Here is a 20,105-nt window from a genome sequence, read left to right on the forward strand (position 1 = left end):
AACGACAAATACTTATTCAGTTAAGGAGAAACTAAGTATGAAAAAAACGTTAATCGCTACCGCACTTTTAGCAGGTATGATCACCGCGCCTGCCGCTTTAGGTTTTAAAGAATACCCAATCGGCGAACCTGTCACCATGAACGAAATGGAAATCGCCGCCGTGTATTTGCAACCGGTTGACATGGAACCGCGTGGCATGGGCTTGCCGGCTGCCAAATCCGACATTCACTTAGAAGCCGATATTCACGCCACCAAAGGCAACAAAAACGGTTTCGGTGAAGGCGAATGGATGCCGTATTTAACCATTCAGTATACTTTAGTGAACGCCGATACCGGTGAAAAACAAGAAGGAACATTCATGCCGATGGTTGCCAGCGATGGCCCGCACTACGGCGCAAACATCAAAATGATGGGCGTGGGTAACTATAAATTAACTTACCATATCGACCCGCCGCCAAAAGCCGGTATGCACCGTCACACCGATGAAGAAACCGGCGTCGGTCGTTGGTGGAAACCGTTCGACGTGAACTATGAATTTAAATTCACCGGTTTGAAATAACCCGTTCAGGTGTTAATAAAAACAAAAATCAATAAAAACACCTTGAGGCATATCAAGGTGTTTTTGTTTATTTGAGGGCATAATTAACCCATCCATAAAAATAAGCAAAATTATTGATTCAAATACTCGGAGTAAGCTATGAACTATTTCTTTGTTTTTCTCATTCAAACCCTACTCCCGATTTCTCTGCTGCTCGGTTGCAGCTGGGTGCGTTACCCACAAACCAATTTCAAGAAACTCATTTGGCTTTCGCTTTTCGGTTTTATTATCGGCAGCCTTATTACGTTAAATTTACCCGCGACACAAAGTGCAAAACTCGCCGTCGCCCTTGTCGCACTCTGTATTTTATTGTTTGCGTATTGCTTTCAATTTATTCATTGGCAAAAACTTAACGGCTTTTGGCATATTATGCTGTCCGTGCTTGCCGGGTATTTATGGGCGAAAGATCCGAATATCGCCGCCATCACCGACACCAACGTGATTAACACGGAATTTTTACTCCACCTCAGCGCCATCATTCTCGGTTTTATTTTCTGCCTGATCGTCGCCGGCTGGCTGTATATTTTATTTCAACAACAAAAAACACCGGAAAAAACAACCGCACTTTCCGTCCTATTAACCACAATTTTCACCCTGCTATTGATTACTCCGCTCATCGGCGACGTACTGCTCATATTAATGAAATTGCAAGTGCTGGAACTGACCAAAGTGCGGTTAAGTTTTGTGGCGAAATCGGGCAATATTTCCGCTTATTTGAATTACATCAACGCCACCGTACTGGCGTTTATCGTGCTTATTTTTGCCGTTAAAACACACTTGCCTCGCATTCGTCAGGTCAATATCGAACAACAACCTATCGCAAAACGCAAAGCCATTGCCGCCAAACGTACTTCCGCCAAAATCATCGGTTACGGTTTAACGGCTGTGGCAATCATTTTGGCATCGCAACTCTATTGGGACAAAATCGCCTCCCAGCCGCCGCAACTTTCGGAAGCACAACGAATCACCTTAGACGCAGAAAACAACGTGCGCATTCCCATCGAACAGGTGAAAGACGGCAAATTACACCGTTTCCTTTGGATTGCCGACGACGGCAAAGCGGTGCGTTTCTTTATCATCAATCGCCTTGCCGAAAAGCTCAGCCTCGCCGTCGTATTCGATGCCTGCATTTTATGCGGCGACCAAGGTTATGTGATGGAAGGCAACCAAGTGGTGTGCGTGGGTTGCGGCGTGCGTTTATTTACGCCGTCCATCGGCAAACCGGGCGGCTGCAATCCGGTGCCGATTGATGATTGGAAGCAAACAGAAACGGAAGTCATCATCAGCAAGAAAAGCTTGGAAGAAGGTTTGAATTATTTCACCACGGTGATTGAAATTGAAGTCGTGGATCCCGTCAACGGCAAAAAACTCACCAACACCAAAACGGAACACAAATACAGCTATGACGGCAAAACCTACTTCTTCAGCGATGAAAAGAACCTGAATCTGTTCCGCGATAATCCGGAAGTGTATCTCAACAAAACCGCTGCGGATTCCACCACGGATTCAATAATGAAAGAGGAAAAATAATCATGTTGGCAAGAATGTTATTTCAATCCTGGCGTTATGATTTAAAGCGCAAACTCCTCGCCATTGTGACCATTTTCCTCGCTGCCGGATTAATTTCCGCCTTGCTTGCGGTGTCCATCGACATCGGCGACAAAATGGCGAAAGAGCTTAAATCCTACGGCGCCAATATTCTGGTGGAGCCCGCCAGCAGCGCCATTTTGCCTGATGAAGTGAGCGGTAATAATTCTCTCGCCACGCAAGATTTTTTGGACGAAAAAGAACTGCCGAACATTAAAGACATTTTTTGGCGTAACAATATTGTAGGCTTCGCCCCGTTACTCAGCGCGCAAGTCAAAGCCGATGGACCAAACGGCAAGGCGCAAGACATCGACATTCTCGGCACGTTTTTTGATCATCAAATCGCCGTGCCGGATGAAGACGATTACCACACCGGCCAAAAAATCATCAACCCTTATTGGCAGGTGGAAGGCGAATGGGTGAACGATGCCACCGATGATTTCAGCGAACAGGTTCCTGCGTTACTCGGCGCACAACTTGCCAAACAACATCAGTGGAAAATAGGCGACGCCATAATCTTGCGCTATCAACAAGATGAACAGTCTCCGCAACAACAGCTTAAGGTTATCGTAAAAGGCATTGTGAAAACCGGCGGCACGGAAGAACAACAACTGATTCTGCCATTAAGTGCGGTGCAAAATTTACTTGGATTGGAAGGCAAAGTGCAGGCGGTGAAAGTGTCCGCCCTCACCGTACCGGAAAACGATTTATCGCGCAAAGCCCGCGCCAACGTGGACGGCTTGGCGGCGGAAGAATATGACCGCTGGTATTGCACCGCCTATGTTTCCTCCATTTCTCACCAATTGGAAGAAGCCATTTCCGGCGCCATTGTTCGTCCGATTTGGCAAGTCGCCGCCTCCGAAGGTGTAGTCATTGAGAAAATTCAATTATTACTCGCCGTAGTGACCCTCGCCGCGCTCATTGCCGCCGCCATGGGGATCGCCTCTCTCATGACCACCACCATTATCGAACGCAGCAAAGAAATCGGCTTAATGAAAGCCCTCGGCGCTTATCAATGGCAAATCGTGCTGCTGTTTTATTGTGAAGCCATCATCAGCGGTTTAATCGGCGGCATTTTAGGCTGTGCTGCCGGCTGGGGCTTGGCACGCTTTATCGGCGCCACCCTGTTCGGCGCACCGCTCAGTTTCGCGTGGATTGTGGTGCCTTGCGTACTGGTGATTTCCGTATTGATTGCGGTCATCGGTGCGTGGTTCCCGGCACATCGAATTGCCCGTCTTTATCCTATTGAGGTGCTTTATGGCAGACAATAGACCCATCAATATGTTCCGGCGCTTGGTATTACGCGCCTTACGGCTACGTTTGCAACGGGTGTTTATCATCTTTGCCGCGCTCACGGTAGGCGCTAGTATCGTCACCGCCATGGCGGCGGTGTATTTCGACATCAACACCAAAATGAGTCAGGAACTGCGCACCTTCGGCGCTAACTTTTATATCGGCTCAAACAATGGTGGTTTGATTAAAATGGATCAGGTGCAAGAAATCATTAACCTAGCGCCTAAAGGCTTAATTACCGCCGCCAGCCCTTATTTATACGGTGTAACCCGTAGTGATTTGGAAAAAATCGTCATCATGGGCGTGTGGTTTGAAGACATGAAAACCCTCGCGCCCTACTGGCAAATCACCGGCACGCCCATCGGTGTCAACTTTGACGAACGCAACGCCATGATCGGCAAAACCCTCGCCGAACGCTTAAACCTGAAAGTGGGCAGTAAGCTGACCTTAAGCCTGAATTCGGTAGATAAACACCAGTTTACGATTAAAGCCATCGTGGAAGCGGGCGACGCCACCGACAATATGCTCATCGTGAGCCTGGATTTCGCGCAAAACTGGCTGGAAAAAGAAAACTTTGCCACCAATGCCCTGCTTAACGTGAAAAATGATCAGGGGCAAGTGGAACAATTCGCACAGCAACTTCAGCAACAATATCCCGATTTGGATATTCATCCGATCCGCAAAGTCTCCGCCTCCGAAGGGCAAATTCTGGATAAGATTAAAGGCTTGATGGGCTTGATTTCCGTGGTGATTCTGATTTTAGCCACCCTCTGCGTGAACACCACTCTCATCGCCATCGTGGGCGAACGGGCAAAAGAATTCGCGTTGCAAAAAGCCCTCGGCGCGAAAAGCCGGGACATCATCAAACAAATCGGCGCGGAAACCTTAATTATCGCCGTATGCGCGATCATCAGCGGCTTAATTATCGGTTATTTACTGGCGCAAGTACTCGGCTTAACCGTCTTCAAAGCCTACATCGACATGCGCCTGCCGGTGTTGCCGATCACCATCGGATTATCCTTATTAGTGGCGTTTATCGCAGTTATCGTACCGACCCGCCGCGCCTTAGACATTCAAACCGCCAATGTGTTAAAAGGGGAATAACATGGCTAAAACCGTGATTGAAACACAGCATTTATATAAAAGATTCGGGCAAGTGACCGCACTTGAAGACATTAATATTCAAATTGCCGAAGGGGAATTTGTTGCCATCATGGGCGCTTCCGGCTCGGGGAAAACCACCTTAATGAACATTCTCACCGGCTTGGACACCGCCAGCGAAGGCAAAGTGATTTTAGACGGCGTAGATGCGGCGCAACTGGACGAAACGGGCAGGCAACGCTTCCGTGCGGAGAAAATCGGCTTGGTGTTCCAACAATTCCATTTAATTCCCTATTTAACCGCGTTGGAAAACGTGATGTTGGCGCAACATTATCACAGCGTGGTGGATGAAGCCGCCGCCAAAGCGGTGCTGGAACAGGTGGGGTTGGCACATCGAATGGATCACCGCCCTAGCCAACTTTCCGGCGGGGAACAGCAACGGGTGTGTATCGCCCGCGCATTGGTCAATCAACCGCCGGTGATTTTTGCCGACGAACCGACAGGCAACCTCGACGAGAAAAATGAACATTTGGTGCTGGATTTGCTCACCGAGTTAAACCGACAAGGACGCACGATCGTAATGGTGACCCACAACCCCGATTTAGGCAAACTCACCAATCGCATTCTTTATTTACAACACGGCAAACTGTTAAGCGAGGAACAAAATGTGGGCTAACGTCATTCGCTTTCTCGCCATAAGTGCGGTCATTTTTCTCAGCGTTTCTTGCAAGGAAGAAAACGCGCAGCTCGGACAACCTGCGCCGGAAATTGCCGCCTTCGATTTACAAGGCAACAAAGCCACGTTAAGCGACTGGCAAGGCAAAACCGTGCTTATCAATTTCTGGTCGGAAACCTGCGGTGCCTGCATTGTGGAACTGCAAACCCTGCAACAATGGGCGGAAAAATACCCGAACCGCGTCCAACTGGTCGCCATGAACATCGACGGCGAAAATGCCGACACCCAAGCCGTCGTCACCAAACGTCAATTAAATTTGCCCGTGTTTAAAGATCAAATGAAAATCACCGCCGAACGCTACCAACTCATCGGCACCCCAACCTCATTTGTCATCGACCCGAACAGCAAACTATTACGCAAATTTGAAGGGTTACTTTCCGAAAACGATTTACAACAATTATTCAACCCGACGAAAAGCTAACCAACCATGAAAAAACGCGACTTTACTTTCTTTCTCCTCGCTTGCTGCGCCATCACCGCCGCCCAAGCCGAACCCGACATTGCGCACGGACAAAAAGTCTATAACCGCTCCTGTGCCCTTTGCCACGGCAAACAGGCAGAAAAACCGGCAATGGGACAATCCCAAATCATCAACACCTTCACCCAAGACCAAATCATCAACGCTCTGCAAGACCGCAAGAGCGGTAAAATCGAAGGCGCCGGCAACCGCGCCAAATCCACCCTCAGCGAACAGGATATGCAAGATGTGGCAGGCTATGTGGAAACGTTGAAGAAATAATGGAAAAGTGCGGTCGGTTTTGGAAATGTTTTTTGAGAACAAAATGAAGGTTCAAACATCCAATGCTTAAACCTGATCAGAACAAGCTATGAATGCTTGCGCTATGCCAAAACAGCAGGGGCAGGTCCTGTGCCTGCCCGAATTTTTCGATGAATCCAACGGGCGGGCACAGGACCCGCCCCTACGCGAAAACACAAAAAAACACCTTTGATAGCGCACGCTTCATAGCGCGTGCTTTTAACTTATTGATATTACAGGCACGCGTTAGGAAACGCGCACCAGCAAAATGTAACGTTTTTCAAAATTCAACTGTCATAAGGAAACTCTATGCTACAAGCGATCATCTTTGATATGGACGGCGTCATTGTCGATACCGAATTTTTAGAATACGACTTACAGGCGCAATTCATTGAAGCCATTAAGGAACACGACCGCACGTTAACCCCGCTCGAACGTTCGGAAGTGATAGGCAAAGGACTGGCGGAAATCCCCGAAATCGTGAAAAAATTAAGCGGTTCCTCGCTCTCTTTGGAAGAAATCAGGCAGCGCTATTTTGATTTCTTCAAACAGCTTTTTGCCACCGTGGATTACCGTTCAATTTTCCGAGCCGACATTCAGCAAATCATCGATTTCGCCAAGCAAAACAGTATCAAATTGGCGGTCGCCTCCTCTTCTCACCTCGACCATATTCAAAACATCCTGACCGAATGCGGCATCATTCAGCACTTTGACTTTATCGTCAGCGGCGAACAATTTAAACGCAGCAAACCGGGTCCGACAATTTACCGTTACACCCTCGAAAAATTAGGCGTACAAGCACAAAACGCCGTAGCGATTGAAGATTCTTTTTTCGGCATTCAAGCCGCTAAAACCGCCGGCATTCCCGTCATCGCCTACGAAGAAAAACGCATGCTCATCGACCAATCCGAAGCCGATTATTGCGGTAAAGACATGAAAGAAATCTTGCGCGTTATTCAACAGTTGCATCATTAATCGGTTTATTGAGAAAAAGTGCGGTGGATTTTGGAAGTGTTTTTTGAACTTGAAAAACGATTGGTAAAATGACCGCACTTTTTGATGATTATGCCGAGATACGATTTATTGATAGCGCACGCTTCCCAGCGTGTGCTTGTAACCTGTTGATATTTCAGGCACACGTTAGGAAACCACAGCTGTTCGAAACCTTAACTTGGAACCCAAAGACGGTCAACACCGCTTGGGTCTCCGCCACAAATTAAAACTATCTCTTTAATTAAAAGACTTTCAATTTCAATGGCTAATTTTAACTTCGCCATCTTATAACCGGATAAACCGTTCTCTTTCTTATAAACAATTAATAAAATCGCCGTAATTAACGTCATATACATTTCCACTTTCATGCCATTTTCATTACGTGAAAGTAAATGGCTGAAGTCTAAATGTTGCTTAATAAATTTGAAAAAAACTTCGATTTCCCAACGTCTCTTATATAACTCAGCTATTTCCGTTGCCGAATAATCCGCATGGTTTGCCAGAAAGTAAATCTCTTCATCCTTCTCTTTTAATCTCGCGATAATTAATCGAAAAATATGTCGGGTTTCTTTATTTTCCTTATTAAATAATCTGACATTATAATCCGATTGTATAACCATACTTGCCGTCTCCCGGATTTCTACCGGATTTTCACTCATGACCCGATAACGCGCTATCTCACGAACCCGGGTCACAAAGGTAAAATGTTTATCGCTAAATTCATCAAACGTATTTCTTGACTGAATTCCCATATCAAACAATAAGATATTATCCCGGCTCAACGGATATTCTACAATCAGCTCTTTGAGCGCAACATCTTCCGAGGAATAAACCCGTTGCGTAAACAGTTTTGATTTTACCGGTACGCTCGAAAACGCCACACTGAACTTGATTCCGTTTACACCCTGATAACTCCCCACTTTCATTCCCGTTTTTAATAACTTACTTGAAAGCGTCACGATTGTGGAATCAAAAGCGATAATGTTATCTCTCGGTTTTAAATAACTGTCACTATATCGACTTAATACCGACTCGAAAATGGCTTTAAAATAATCTGCATTAATGGTTCTTAATCGGTCGCTAATCGAATTATATTTTGCATGCTTTATCGGTTTATCAAATAATCCGGTAAAGGTCGGAGAACTGTAAAATTGCTCTAATGTTCTTAAGCTGTTATGTCGTACATTTAATGATGAAAATAGCAGTAAATAAAACATCACTTCACCGCTTAATTTTTTCACTTGACGGTCAACTTGATATTCCAATGCAAACATTCTTAACTGTTCTTTCGGAATATAGCTTAAGATTTCTCTGAGTTTCATCGCTCACCTCACTCTCTGTTAATAAGGTGATTTTACCTTTTTCTCAGGTTTCGAACAGCTATGGTCGGGAGACGCTCGCCATCGTGGGGGGATAATATTATTCTAATTTAATTGATATATTCAATTCCAAAGTATAGCCTCTATTATTTGTAAAATTCTCCTTAGTAAAACTTATAATATAATTATCTTTCTCCATCGAAAAAGGAGTTTTTTTCAACCAATTATTTATTTTAATAGAATCACACTTTATTGAATTAAGCAATAAACCACTAAATACCTTTAAGATAACTTCTTTTGTAGATTCCGATATGGATACATTATTAATATAAACTTTTAATTTTAAATTACCAACAATTTTTTCATCTCCATATATATAATATGTAATCATATCTGAAAATGAATTTTCTTAATCTATTAGTAATGGCCTACTATACGCCCACCATCTATTATCATAGCCAGGGTGATAGTCAGTCATTATAATTTTGTCATTTTTAAGAAAATTTCTAGCCAAATATGGAGACCAGCCTTTCTTTGAAGGAACAAAAGGAGGATTAGATTCTACACCTTTTAATTTCTTTATGTTACATACACTTCTTTCTAAATCTTCTTTATCTCTTATTTGGTAGATTCTAATATTTCTATTCCATCGTCTTAAATAATCAACATTAAACTTAAAATATTTTAAACTTAACTTTTTGGCATACTCAAATAAACCATTATCATTAAAATATATTTTCAAAGATGCAAATACTCGTTCATACTCCATATATATAGATAAAAAATACAAAAAAGGAATACATATTAAAGAAAGGATAGATGGCAAAAACAACTCTAGAATGTTGCCCCATAAAGAATTTGCATCAAATAACAAAACAGATAAATATATTGAATGTAAAAAATATATCACAATCCATAAACTGAGTATTATATAAATAAAACAACTTATCTTTTTATTGTTTTCATTTAATGAATTGCATTTGATATATAAAAATAAAAACGTTGAAAAAGGTATCATAATAAACTCTATTAAAAAAGAAAAAGAATAAAGTTCAAGAACAAATATCAAGAATACACCAACATTAATATTTTCTTTTAACAATGATAAGAAATAATCCTTTTTGTCCTCAACTTTACTAACACCAATAACCATTGTGATTATTGAGGTTGAAAACCATACTAAAGTCGTTTTTATATTATTCTCTTTCCAGACTCCCACTTCATATAAAATAAATACACCAATACTCATCCATATAGCAGCTAGGGCTATTACAAATAAAATCTTTTTATTGAAAAAGCAATCTATTACATTATAAAAACCATCTCTAATATTCTTATGAAAATAAAATAAATATGTAAATAAGATCACCATCCATATTGCAGTTGCTAATTCTCTATTGTTAATATCCATATTAAAAAATTTGCCTTATTGAATTGAATTTAATTTTCACTAAATTTTTTTAGAATGTTCCAATCGTATTCAAAACCCTCTTCTCCGAAACCTGATACTTCGTCCCCAACTGCTGTGCAAATAAACTCACACGCAATTCTTCGATCATGTACCGAATCTCTGCCACTTCATCAGAAATCGGTTTAGATTTCGGGAGTTTGGCGAGCAACTGTTGATAAGCCTGTTGAACCTGTTCCACGCGTAACATTGCCGCACGATCGCGATTCACATCTTGCGAAAGTTTGTCGATGCGTTTATCAATGGCTTGTAAATAACGCAGTAAATCCGGTAGGCGATGGTAACCGCTCTTTTGCACAAAACCTTGATACACCAAGCCGCTTAATTGAGACTTAATGTCCGATAAGGCAAACGCCATGGTGAAATCCATTTTGCCTTTCAGCCGTTGGTTTAATTGATGGGTGAGCGTGAGGATTTGCTCTACTTTTTGTGCAATATCCACGGTGACATCATTGAGGTTTTCCCGCACAAAATCGCGCAGTTTTTCAAAGCCTTCTTCGTTCCACACAAAACCGCCGAAATCCGCAATAAGTTTATCCACGGCGCAGGCGATGCAATCGTCAATCAAATCCATTACGCGACCAAACGGCGTGAAATAAAGCCCGAGTTTGGATTTATTCGGCAATTTTTCGTGCAGGTATTTAATCGGCGACGGCACGTTGAGCAGTAATAATCGACGCAGACCTTGTTGCATTGCCACCGCTTGCTCAAATTCCGTTTCAAAGAGTTTCACACCCACGGCATCTTTTTCATCGACGATTGCCGGGAAGGCTTTGACGCTGAAACCCTGTTTTTTCTGCTCATAAAATTGCGGCAGGTCGGCGAAATTCCAAATGTGCGCACCGCTTTGTTCAATGCCGTCGTCTGCCACCGCAGAAATGCTTTCCTGCACACGGTCTTTCAGCTCAAATTTCAGCGCGTCCAAATCCATCGATTCGGCAATTTTCTTGCCTTTTTCATCCACCACGCGGAAGGTCATTTTCAAATGGCTTGGAATTTGTGCCCAGTTCCAATGTTCCGCTTCCACGGTCACACCCGTCATACGGCGCAATTCATAAATCAGCGTATCTAACAGCGGTTTTTCCAATGGTACGGCTCGCCCTAAAAAGGCTTGAGCGTAATTCGGCGCGGGCACAAAATTACGACGGTAGGATTTCGACAAAGATTTAATCAGCGCAATCACCAGTTCTTCACGCAAGCCCGGAATTTGCCAGTCAAAGCCCGTCATTTCCACCTGATTGAGCAACGGCAACGGAATATGCACCGTCACGCCATCTGCGTCGGTGCCCGGTTCAAATTGATACGTGAGCTTGAGTTTTAAATTACCTTGATGCCAGAAATTCGGGAAATCCAGCTTGCTGACCTGTTCCACGTCATCATTAATCAGGAAGGAACGCTCGAAATTCAGCAGTTCCGGATCCTGTTTTGAGGCTTTTTTCCACCAGGTATCAAAATGCTTTTGAGACACCACGTCTGTGCCGATGCGTTGGTCGTAAAATTCAAACAACGTGCGCTCATCCACCAAAATATCACGACGGCGGCTTTTGTGTTCCAGTTCTTCCACTTCACGAATCAGCTGTTGATTTTGCTTGAAGAATGGGTGCTTCGTATTCCAATCGCCTTCTACCAACGCCGATTGAATAAAGATCTCACGGCTCACCACAGGATCGATAGCGCCGTAATTCACAGGGCGCCCCGCCACAATCGGCACGCCGTACAAGCTCACTTTCTCATCGGCAATCACCGCCCCGCGAGATTTCGACCAACGCGGTTCGGAATAGGATTTTTTCACCAGATGTTCAGCCAAAGGCTCAATCCATTCCGGCTCAATTTCCGCTACCATGCGCCCCCAAAGTTTGGAAGTTTCCACCAGCTCCGCCGCCATTACCCATTTCGGTTGTTTTTTGAAAAGCACGGAATTGGGGAAAATGGCGAAATGGGCGTTGCGCGCGCCGAGATATTGTTGTTTTTCCGCTTCTTTCAGCCCGATATGGGACAACAAGCCACTTAAAAGTGCGGTATGAATTTGCTGATATTCGGCTTTTTCGGAATTAATCGGCAAGCCCATTTCACGCACCGCCAGACGAATTTGCTGATAAATATCCTGCCATTCGCGAATGCGCAGGTAATTGAGGAAATCTTTTTGACATTGGCGACGGAATTGGTTTTTGCTCAGCGCTTTTTGTTGTTCTTGCAGATAATTCCACAGGTTCAAGAACGCCAAGAAATCCGATTTTTTATCGGCAAAACGACGATGTTTTTCGTCCGCTGCCTGTTGTTTTTCCGTCGGACGTTCGCGCAGATCCTGAATGGATAACGCCGAAACGATGATCATTACTTCATAAACGCTGCAAAAATTGACCGCACTTAGTAGCATTTTTGCCAAGCATGGATCGACTGGGAGCTGGGCGAGTTGGCGACCGAGGTGTGTGAGAACACGTTTTTCTTTGAAAGTTGGAGTATTCCCCCCCTCAGCCCTACGGGCAGATCCCCCTGTAAACGGAGGGAGCGAAGATCCTTCTTCTGATAAAATACCCTTTCCCTCCCCCTGTTTACGGGGGGAAGTACCGAAGGCGGAAGGGGGAGATTTGCGAATAGCCTTCCATTCCAACGCCCCCAATTCTTCCAACAATTTCACGCCATCCTGAATATGCCGTTTATCCGGTGCATCCACGAACGGGAAGGCTTCAATAGCATCCAAACCCAACACCGTCATTTGCAAAATCACCGACGCCAAATTGGTTCGCAGGATTTCCGGATCGGTAAATTCCGGGCGATTGTTGAAATCGTCTTCCGAATAAAGACGAATACAAATGCCTTCGCTCACACGCCCGCAACGCCCTTTACGCTGATTGGCGGAGGCTTGTGAAATGGGTTCAATGGGAAGACGTTGCACTTTGGTGCGGTAACTGTAACGGGAAATGCGCGCAGTGCCGGGGTCGATGACGTATTTAATGCCCGGCACGGTGAGGGAAGTTTCCGCCACGTTGGTGGCAAGCACGATGCGATTAAGTCCGCTCGGGTGGAAAATTTTGTTTTGTTCTTGCGCAGAAAGGCGCGCAAAGAGCGGTAGGATTTCCGTGTGTTTTAAATTTTGCTTTTGCAGGGCTTCAGCGGTGTCGCGGATTTCCCGTTCGCCGTTCATAAAAATCAAAATATCACCGCGCCCTTCCGCTTGTAGCTCGTCCACCGCATTTAAAATGCCTTGTAGCTGGTCTTGATCGTCTTCTTCCGCAATAGGACGATAACGCACTTCCACAGGATAAGTTCTGCCGGAGACTTCAATAATCGGCGCATTATCGAAATGCTTGGAAAAACGCTCCACATCAATGGTTGCGGACGTGATAATCAATTTAAGATCAGGGCGACGCGGCAGGAGCTGTTTCAAATAGCCGAGAATAAAATCGTTATTCAGACTGCGTTCGTGGGCTTCGTCGATAATCAGGCAGGCATATTGGTTGAGAAAACGATCCGTTTGAATTTCCGCCAGCAAAATCCCGTCAGTCATTAACTTGATTTGGGTGTTGTCGCTGATTTGGTCGTTAAAACGCACTTTGTAACCGACCAAATCGCCCAGTTCCGTTTGCAATTCTTCCGCAATACGCGCGGCGACGGAGCGGGCGGCAATACGGCGTGGTTGAGTATGCCCAATCATGCCAAGATTGCCTAACCCCAACTCCAGGCACATTTTCGGCAACTGAGTGGTTTTGCCTGAACCGGTTTCCCCCGCCACCACAATCACTTGATGTTCGGACAATAATTTTTCGATTTCCGCTTTGCGTTGGCTAACAGGCAGACTTTCCGGAAAAACAATCAAATTTTTGACCGCACTTTTGCGTTGTTCTACGCGCAATTTGGCGAGGTGAATTTGCTGTTCAATCTCCGCTATCACCGCCTGTTGCGCATCAGTGCTTTTTATTTTGCCAATGCCGTGAATGCTTTCGGATAAACGGCGTTTATCCGAAAGCATGACGTCATTCAGTTGTGTGAAAAGGGATTGTTGTAAAGGATTAAGTTCTTGTTTTATCGTTCTTTTATTCATTCTGATTTACTTTTGAAAGCGCCGTAAGCTAAACCAAGCCAGCCGATTAAAAATAGCGTGCCGCCGATGGGCGTGAGCCAAACCATAAATTTACCTGAGCCAAGTGCGAGGGCGTATAAACTGCCGCTAAAGAGAAGGATTCCGAATGACCACGCGCCGGCGGCAACATTGGCGCTTTTGTTGGCGGCAAATGGTTCGCGACATAATTGTGCGATGCCGATTCCCATGATGGCGAGGGTGTGGAACATTTGATATTTCACGCCGGTGTCAATCCACGCTAAGGCTTTCGCGTCCAACACTTGGCTTAAACCGTGCGCCGCAAACGCGCCGATAGTCACACATAAAAAACCGCTCACGGCGGCAATCAATAACCATTTGTTTTTCATTTAAAATTTTCCTATTAATAATGCCAAAATCCCTGCCGCAATAAGGGGACCAACGGGAATACCACCGAGAAAAGAAACGCCGATAATGGTGCCGATAACCAAGCCGGTTACCAGAACAGGCTGTTCCCCCATGAGCGGAACGCCTTTGCCGGCAAGCCACGCCACTAATACGCCGACGCCAATGGCAACAAACATTCGCCAGCTAAAAAATGCCGACAAGCCAGGCAGTTGAATTCTGCCGGAAACCAACGGGCTTAGTACGCCGATGGTTAAAATTACGATACCGATGCTCAAGCCGTATTTTTCCAAGTAAGGAATATATTTTGCGAGCAAGGTTTGTTGCATGATGAGCAATACGGCAGCGGAAATGGTGATGGAACTGTTGTGGCTGAGTACACCTAATAAAATTAAAATCACCAAAAGTAAGGCGATCGCGTTGAATTGAAACGACATATTGATCCTAAAGTGCGGTAAAAATTTGCGGAGAATTATAGCACAAACCGCCTGTTTTTCCCTGCGCCAAGCAGCAAAAAACCGCACTCCGGAAACCAAAGTACGGTCATTTTGAAACGCGTTTTTACGCTTGCGGATGTCTTGCGGCAACCTCTTGTAACAAGGTTTTAAGCTCACCTTGTTGGTACATTTCCAACACGATGTCGCAACCACCGATGAGCTCGCCTTCCACCCATAATTGCGGGAATGTCGGCCAGTTGGCATAAGCCGGTAATTCGGCACGAATGTCCGGGTGTTGTAAAATATCCACATAACCGAACGGCACACCGCAGTTAATTAAGGCTTCAACCGCGCGGGCGGAAAAACCGCAAGACGGGAATTTCGGCGAACCTTTCATGTAAATAAGAATGGGGTTTTCGCTAATTTGTTTTTTGATTTTATCTAAAGTTTCCATAACATTCCTTGTGTTCATTGAAGGAAAAAAACGCGCGTATTGTATCACAAACAATTTTCCCCACCAATAAAGGTCTGAATGTTTGGCTCGGGTATTTACCGGCTACTACCAAAACGCCCTCGCCTCATCCATTAGGGCGGCAAGGTTTGGGGTAATGCTTCATTCAGCACATGATTTTGACTGATATAAGTTTGGAATAAACGTGACTGCCACAATCACAACAACTGCGATTAAAATAAGCTATTTTTCATTTCTTACTATCAAATCTGACTACATAAAAAAAGACCTAAACTTTCGTTTAGGTCTTTATTATCTCTATTTGCTAACAATTAACAAATGAATTATTTAGTACCGTTAACAGCGATTTCTACGCGACGGTCATCAGCCAAACAAGCGATAAGCGCTTTACGACCTTTAACTACGTCGCATTTGTTACCGGTAACCGGATTTGCTTTACCGTGACCGGTAGCAGAGATGGCTTGTTGAGAAACACCTTTAGATACAAGGTAGTTTGCTACAGTTTCAGCACGTCTTTGAGATAATTTTTGGTTGTAAGCGTCGGAACCGATACGGTCTGTATAACCTGCAACTTGAACATTAGCATTGTTCACTTGAGCGATTTCGCCGTAGATGCCATCTAATGTGTTTTGTGCTTGTGGTTTTAAGTTAGCTTTACCGAATGCGAAAGTTACATCAGAGTTCAAACTGAATGTCTTTCTTACAACTTCAGGAGCCGGAGCAGGCGCTACACCTTGACCGAAACGGTAAGACAAGCCAACTGCTACAGAACCGATGTCCGGTGAATAATCAATTGTACGTGCAGAACGGTCGGCTTTTTCTTCTGCACGGCCTAAGTTACCTACACGGCTAACCCATTGATATTCTGCTCGTAATGCCAGTTCAGGAAGAATGGCATACTCAACACCACCGGCAAAAACCGGAGATACTTTCAAATTGTGATATCTATCAGGTTTATTGGCTTGACCAACTTTATAATCACTACGAATTAAAGCGGCGCCAACACGTCCATAAACATCTAAGTTGTCCAATACAGGATAACTTGCCTTAAGGGCTAAAGTTGTACCATGAGCAGTATGTCTAAAGCGTTGAGCACCATTAACTTTAGCCTTAGAACGTCCAAAATATTCATAACCTGCTTCAACAGCGAAGTTATCTGTAATTTGATAACCACCGAAAACGCCGTAAGCCTCAGAGTTACGATTTATAGAAACTCCTTTCTGTTTAAATTGATTTAATCCGTGATGAGACGAAGCCCAACCGGCTTTTGCACCAGCATAGAAAGTGTTTGCTTGTGGTGCTGCCTGTGCTACTGTTGCTGCTGCTAAACCAGCGATAGCTAATGCGATTGCAGTTCTTTTCATTTTGATGATCCTCTATTAATTAGTCATCTTTAATTTAAAACAGTATCAGCCGATACAGCTGAAAACCAACACAAGGACTTGTGTTACCTGTCATCTTAAACCGTTTAAGTAAAAAAGTGAAATTTTTTACAATTAACGAACTAAGATATTGTTTAATACGAAGTTGAATTCACCCCATATACTTTTAACAAATACATATCCCTTATGAAATGACTGTTTAAAAGTTCGAACATTATCCTACTAAAAAGCCGAAAATCAAACAACTTAAGTTTTTTTGATTATTTTTTAAACAACCCAACACCTTTCTAGTTCACTAATCAACCAATCTTAAGAATTTATTCAGTAAATTTAATATTTATTTGCTTTTTTCTACTGACAATATTCTGCATTTGTGTGCTAAGATTCGGTTACTTTCTACCGCTCTAACTAATAAAGCGTCATGCAAATACTACCTCGTTTAAAAAATGTTCCCCAGTGTTCTCCTTTGGTTAAAAATTATTTGAATGCTCTGTACCGACAACACTTTGAAGGCGATATTTCGTCTAATTATGCCGATCGTTTGAGCTTAGCCACCGACAACAGTGTTTATCAGCAACTGCCACAAGCCATTTTGTTCCCTAAAACCGTCGCCGATGTGGTACGTCTGACCAAATTGGCACAACAGGAAAAATACCTTCCGCTGACCTTTACCCCGCGCGGCGGTGGCACAGGAACCAATGGGCAATCCATCAATAACAATATTATTGTGGACTTATCCCGCCACATGACGAAAATTTTAGAACTCAACGTCAAAGAACGTTGGGTGCGCGTGCAAGCGGGCGTGGTGAAAGATCAGCTTAATCAGTTCCTCAAACCGCACGGTTTATTTTTCTCGCCGGAGCTTTCTACCAGCAACCGTGCCACTTTGGGCGGTATGATCAATACGGATGCTTCCGGGCAAGGCTCCTTGCAATACGGCAAAACCTCCGACCATGTTTTGGGATTGCGTGCCGTATTAATGAATGGCGAAATTCTGGACACAAGTGCGGTCAAATCTGACGACGTTTTTCATGCGATAGAAGAAAGTCATTTATCTGCCAACGGGAAAAAAATCCATCAGGAAATTTTCCAACGTTGCAAAGAAAACCGTGAACAAATCATTAATGATTTACCGCAATTGAACCGTTTTCTCACCGGTTATGATTTGAAGAATGTTTTTAACGATGATTTAAGCGAATTCAATTTAACCCGCATTCTCACCGGCTCGGAAGGTTCCCTCGCCTTTATTTGTGAAGCAGTGCTGGATTTAACGCCGATTCCGCAATATCGTACCTTAATTAAATACAGTTCCTTTGACGCGGCGTTGCGTAATGCGCCGTTTATGGTGAAAGCCAATGCCCTTTCCGTGGAAACCGTGGATTCCAAGGTGTTGAATCTGGCGAAGCAGGACATTATTTGGCACTCGGTGAAAGCACTCTTAACAGAAGAAGAGCAAAATCCGATTCTCGGCTTAAATATAGTGGAATATGCCGGCAATAACCAGGCGCTCATTGAAAATCAAGTGTCTCAATTATGTGCGACATTAGATCAAAAAATCGCCGACGGGCAGGATCATATCATCGGCTATCAAGTGTGTTCCGATTTGCCTTCTATCGAACGAATTTACGCCATGCGCAAAAAAGCTGTGGGCTTGTTGGGTAATGCCAAAGGCGTAGAGAAACCTATCCCTTTTGTGGAAGACACCTGCGTGCCGCCGGAGAATCTGGCGGACTATATTAGTGAATTCCGCGCCTTGTTGGATAGCCATAAGCTGCAATACGGTATGTTCGGACACGTGGACGCGGGCGTGTTACACGTACGCCCGGCGTTAGATTTATGCGCTCCGGAACAAGTGAAACTGTTCAAACGAATTTCCGACCAAGTGGCGGACTTAACCCGCAAATACGGCGGTTTAATTTGGGGTGAACACGGCAAAGGTATGCGTTCGCAATACGGCGAAAAATTCTTCACACCGGCACTATGGCGTGAGTTACGTTACATCAAATTCCTGTTCGATCCGCAAAACCGCTTAAATCCGGGGAAAATCTGCACCCCGCTGGGCAGCGAGCAAGAACCCTACACCATTTTATCGCCGATGCGCGCCGATTTGGATCGTCAAATTCCTATTCAAATGAAACAAGAATTTATCGGCGCCATGAATTGTAATGGCAACGGATTATGCTTTAACTTTGACGTGCACAGCGCCATGTGCCCGTCCATGAAAGTGAGCAAAAACCGTATTTTTTCACCGAAAGGACGCGCTGCGATGATTCGCGAATGGTTGCGTTTATTGGCAAATGAACAAATTCGCCCGGAACAACTGGATTTCAGACAATCCACAATGAAACTCACGAATATCGTGAAAAAAATCCAAAACAGCCGCAAAAAACGTCGTGGCGAATATGATTTTTCCCATGAAGTGAAAGCCGCCATGGATACTTGCCTTGCCTGTAAAGCCTGCGCCAGTCAATGTCCGATTAAAATTGATGTGCCGAATTTCCGTTCTAAATTCTTCCATTTTTATCACCAACGCTACTTGCGCCCGATAAAAGATTATGTGGTGTCCAATGTAGAATTTATTGCGCCGCTGATGGCAAAACAGGCGAAATTCTTCAATTATTTTACCACGGCAAAAGTGAGCCAAAAGGCGGCGGAAAAATATTTAGGCATGACGGATTTGCCGTTGTTGTCCACGCCGAATTTGCAGCAGCAACTCATTCAAATCGGACATAAAAATGATTCCTTGGAAACACTGGAACGCCTAAGTGCGGTGGAAAAACAAAATGTTTTACTCATCGTGCAGGATCCTTTTACCTCTTATTATGATGCCAAAGTGGTTGTCGATTTTGTGGCGCTGACCGAAAAATTAGGATTTAAAGCAGTGTTATTGCCATTCAAACCGAATGGTAAAGCACAACACATTAAAGGCTTTTTAACCCGTTTTGCGAAAACCGCGAAAAATCAGGCGGACTTTCTTAATCGCATGGCGAAGCTAGGCTTGCCATTGGTAGGCGTGGATCCGGCGATTGTGTTATCTTATCGCGATGAGTATAAAGAAATCCTAGGGACAGAACGGGGGGATTTCCATGTGCTGACTGCACACGAATGGCTAAAACAACAGCTTGATAACGGCACGTTGTTGCAGCACATGAAAAACGCCGGGAAAAATGACCGCACTTTTGAGCCGCATCAGTGGTATTTATTCCCGCATTGCACGGAAATCACCGCAATGCCGAACAGCGCAAAAGAATGGCAGCAAATTTTTGCCGCGTTCACTCAACAGTTACAGGTCGAAAGCGTGGGTTGTTGCGGTATGGCGGGCACTTTCGGGCATGAAACCCAACACATCGACATGTCGAAAGCTATTTATGTATCTTCGTGGGAGCAAAAACTGCAAAATAGAAAGCCTGACTATTGTTTGGCCACCGGTTATTCCTGTCGCAGTCAAGTTAAACGTTTCGCCCATTATCAGCCAAAACACCCTGTGCAAGCCTTATTAACTTTATTTAAATAACGAG

General features: G+C 44.3%; 17 protein-coding genes. 9 read left to right on the forward strand and 8 right to left on the reverse strand.

The genetic code is table 11. The annotated features are described in order from the left end of the window. Window positions 1–37 precede the first annotated feature (37 nt). The 8 genes from LIN98_RS08365 to LIN98_RS08400 all read left to right on the forward strand — a co-directional run bounded on the left by LIN98_RS08365 (window position 38) and on the right by LIN98_RS08400 (window position 7,047). Window positions 38–559, forward strand: a complete 522-nt coding sequence (locus tag LIN98_RS08365; RefSeq protein WP_005538703.1) for an iron transporter — start codon at window positions 38–40, stop codon at window positions 557–559. 138 nt (window positions 560–697) lie between these two features. Further along, on the forward strand, window positions 698–2,128 hold the full coding sequence (locus tag LIN98_RS08370) for a Fe-S-containing protein (protein WP_005566576.1): 1,431 nt from the start codon (window positions 698–700) through the stop codon (window positions 2,126–2,128). A gap of 2 nt (window positions 2,129–2,130) precedes the next feature. Next, entirely contained in the window at window positions 2,131–3,456 is a 1,326-nt protein-coding gene (locus LIN98_RS08375; protein ID WP_005547153.1) for an ABC transporter permease, read from the forward strand. Further along, a complete protein-coding gene (locus LIN98_RS08380; protein ID WP_019518223.1) occupies window positions 3,443–4,582 on the forward strand; it encodes an ABC transporter permease in 1,140 nt (379 codons plus the stop codon). The genes LIN98_RS08375 and LIN98_RS08380 overlap by 14 nt, the downstream gene beginning before the upstream one ends. Before the next feature lies 1 nt (window position 4,583). Continuing rightward, entirely contained in the window at window positions 4,584–5,255 is a 672-nt protein-coding gene (locus tag LIN98_RS08385) for an ABC transporter ATP-binding protein (RefSeq protein ID WP_005571834.1), read from the forward strand. Continuing rightward, entirely contained in the window at window positions 5,245–5,736 is a 492-nt protein-coding gene (locus LIN98_RS08390) for a TlpA family protein disulfide reductase (RefSeq protein WP_249856107.1), read from the forward strand. The genes LIN98_RS08385 and LIN98_RS08390 overlap by 11 nt, the downstream gene beginning before the upstream one ends. Before the next feature lie 6 nt (window positions 5,737–5,742). Further along, on the forward strand, window positions 5,743–6,054 hold the full coding sequence (locus LIN98_RS08395) for a c-type cytochrome (RefSeq protein ID WP_005566566.1): 312 nt from the start codon (window positions 5,743–5,745) through the stop codon (window positions 6,052–6,054). 327 nt (window positions 6,055–6,381) lie between these two features. Continuing rightward, on the forward strand, window positions 6,382–7,047 hold the full coding sequence (locus LIN98_RS08400) for an HAD family hydrolase (protein ID WP_005547143.1): 666 nt from the start codon (window positions 6,382–6,384) through the stop codon (window positions 7,045–7,047). Between the two features lie 191 nt (window positions 7,048–7,238). Here the strand turns inward: LIN98_RS08400 and LIN98_RS08405 are convergent, their stop codons facing one another. The 8 genes from LIN98_RS08405 to ompA form a co-directional block, all read right to left on the reverse strand. Next, the gene (locus LIN98_RS08405) at window positions 7,239–8,387 is read right to left on the reverse strand and encodes an IS4 family transposase (protein WP_050846426.1); all 1,149 of its coding nucleotides are present in this window, start codon (window positions 8,385–8,387) and stop codon (window positions 7,239–7,241) included. 97 nt (window positions 8,388–8,484) lie between these two features. Continuing rightward, on the reverse strand, window positions 8,485–8,775 hold the full coding sequence (locus LIN98_RS08410; RefSeq protein WP_005541703.1) for a hypothetical protein: 291 nt from the start codon (window positions 8,773–8,775) through the stop codon (window positions 8,485–8,487). Window positions 8,776–8,793: 18 nt separating this feature from the next. Then, complete coding sequence (locus LIN98_RS08415; RefSeq protein ID WP_014167863.1) at window positions 8,794–9,795, reverse strand: hypothetical protein; 1,002 nt, start codon at window positions 9,793–9,795, stop codon at window positions 8,794–8,796. A 49-nt stretch (window positions 9,796–9,844) separates the two neighbouring features. Continuing rightward, entirely contained in the window at window positions 9,845–13,894 is a 4,050-nt protein-coding gene (hrpA, locus tag LIN98_RS08420) for an ATP-dependent RNA helicase HrpA (RefSeq protein WP_053330476.1), read from the reverse strand. Next, on the reverse strand, window positions 13,891–14,280 hold the full coding sequence (locus tag LIN98_RS08425) for a DUF423 domain-containing protein (RefSeq protein WP_005570597.1): 390 nt from the start codon (window positions 14,278–14,280) through the stop codon (window positions 13,891–13,893). The genes hrpA and LIN98_RS08425 overlap by 4 nt, the downstream gene beginning before the upstream one ends. Next, complete coding sequence (locus tag LIN98_RS08430; protein ID WP_005566559.1) at window positions 14,281–14,733, reverse strand: DUF441 domain-containing protein; 453 nt, start codon at window positions 14,731–14,733, stop codon at window positions 14,281–14,283. Window positions 14,734–14,857: 124 nt separating this feature from the next. Continuing rightward, window positions 14,858–15,187, reverse strand: a complete 330-nt coding sequence (grxD, locus tag LIN98_RS08435; protein WP_005538743.1) for a Grx4 family monothiol glutaredoxin — start codon at window positions 15,185–15,187, stop codon at window positions 14,858–14,860. A 341-nt stretch (window positions 15,188–15,528) separates the two neighbouring features. Further along, window positions 15,529–16,569: a porin OmpA gene (ompA, locus tag LIN98_RS08440; RefSeq protein ID WP_005566558.1), complete on the reverse strand. Its 1,041-nt coding sequence runs from the start codon at window positions 16,567–16,569 to the stop codon at window positions 15,529–15,531. 439 nt (window positions 16,570–17,008) lie between these two features. On the opposite strand from ompA, the gene ydiJ reads away from it, so the two are divergent. Further along, window positions 17,009–20,101 (forward strand): D-2-hydroxyglutarate dehydrogenase YdiJ, encoded by a 3,093-nt coding sequence (gene ydiJ, locus LIN98_RS08445; protein ID WP_249856108.1) that lies wholly within the window; start codon window positions 17,009–17,011, stop codon window positions 20,099–20,101. Window positions 20,102–20,105 lie beyond the last annotated feature (4 nt).

Origin of the sequence: Aggregatibacter actinomycetemcomitans (assembly GCF_023518055.1) — a bacterium.
Lineage (GTDB): Bacteria > Pseudomonadota > Gammaproteobacteria > Enterobacterales > Pasteurellaceae > Aggregatibacter > Aggregatibacter actinomycetemcomitans.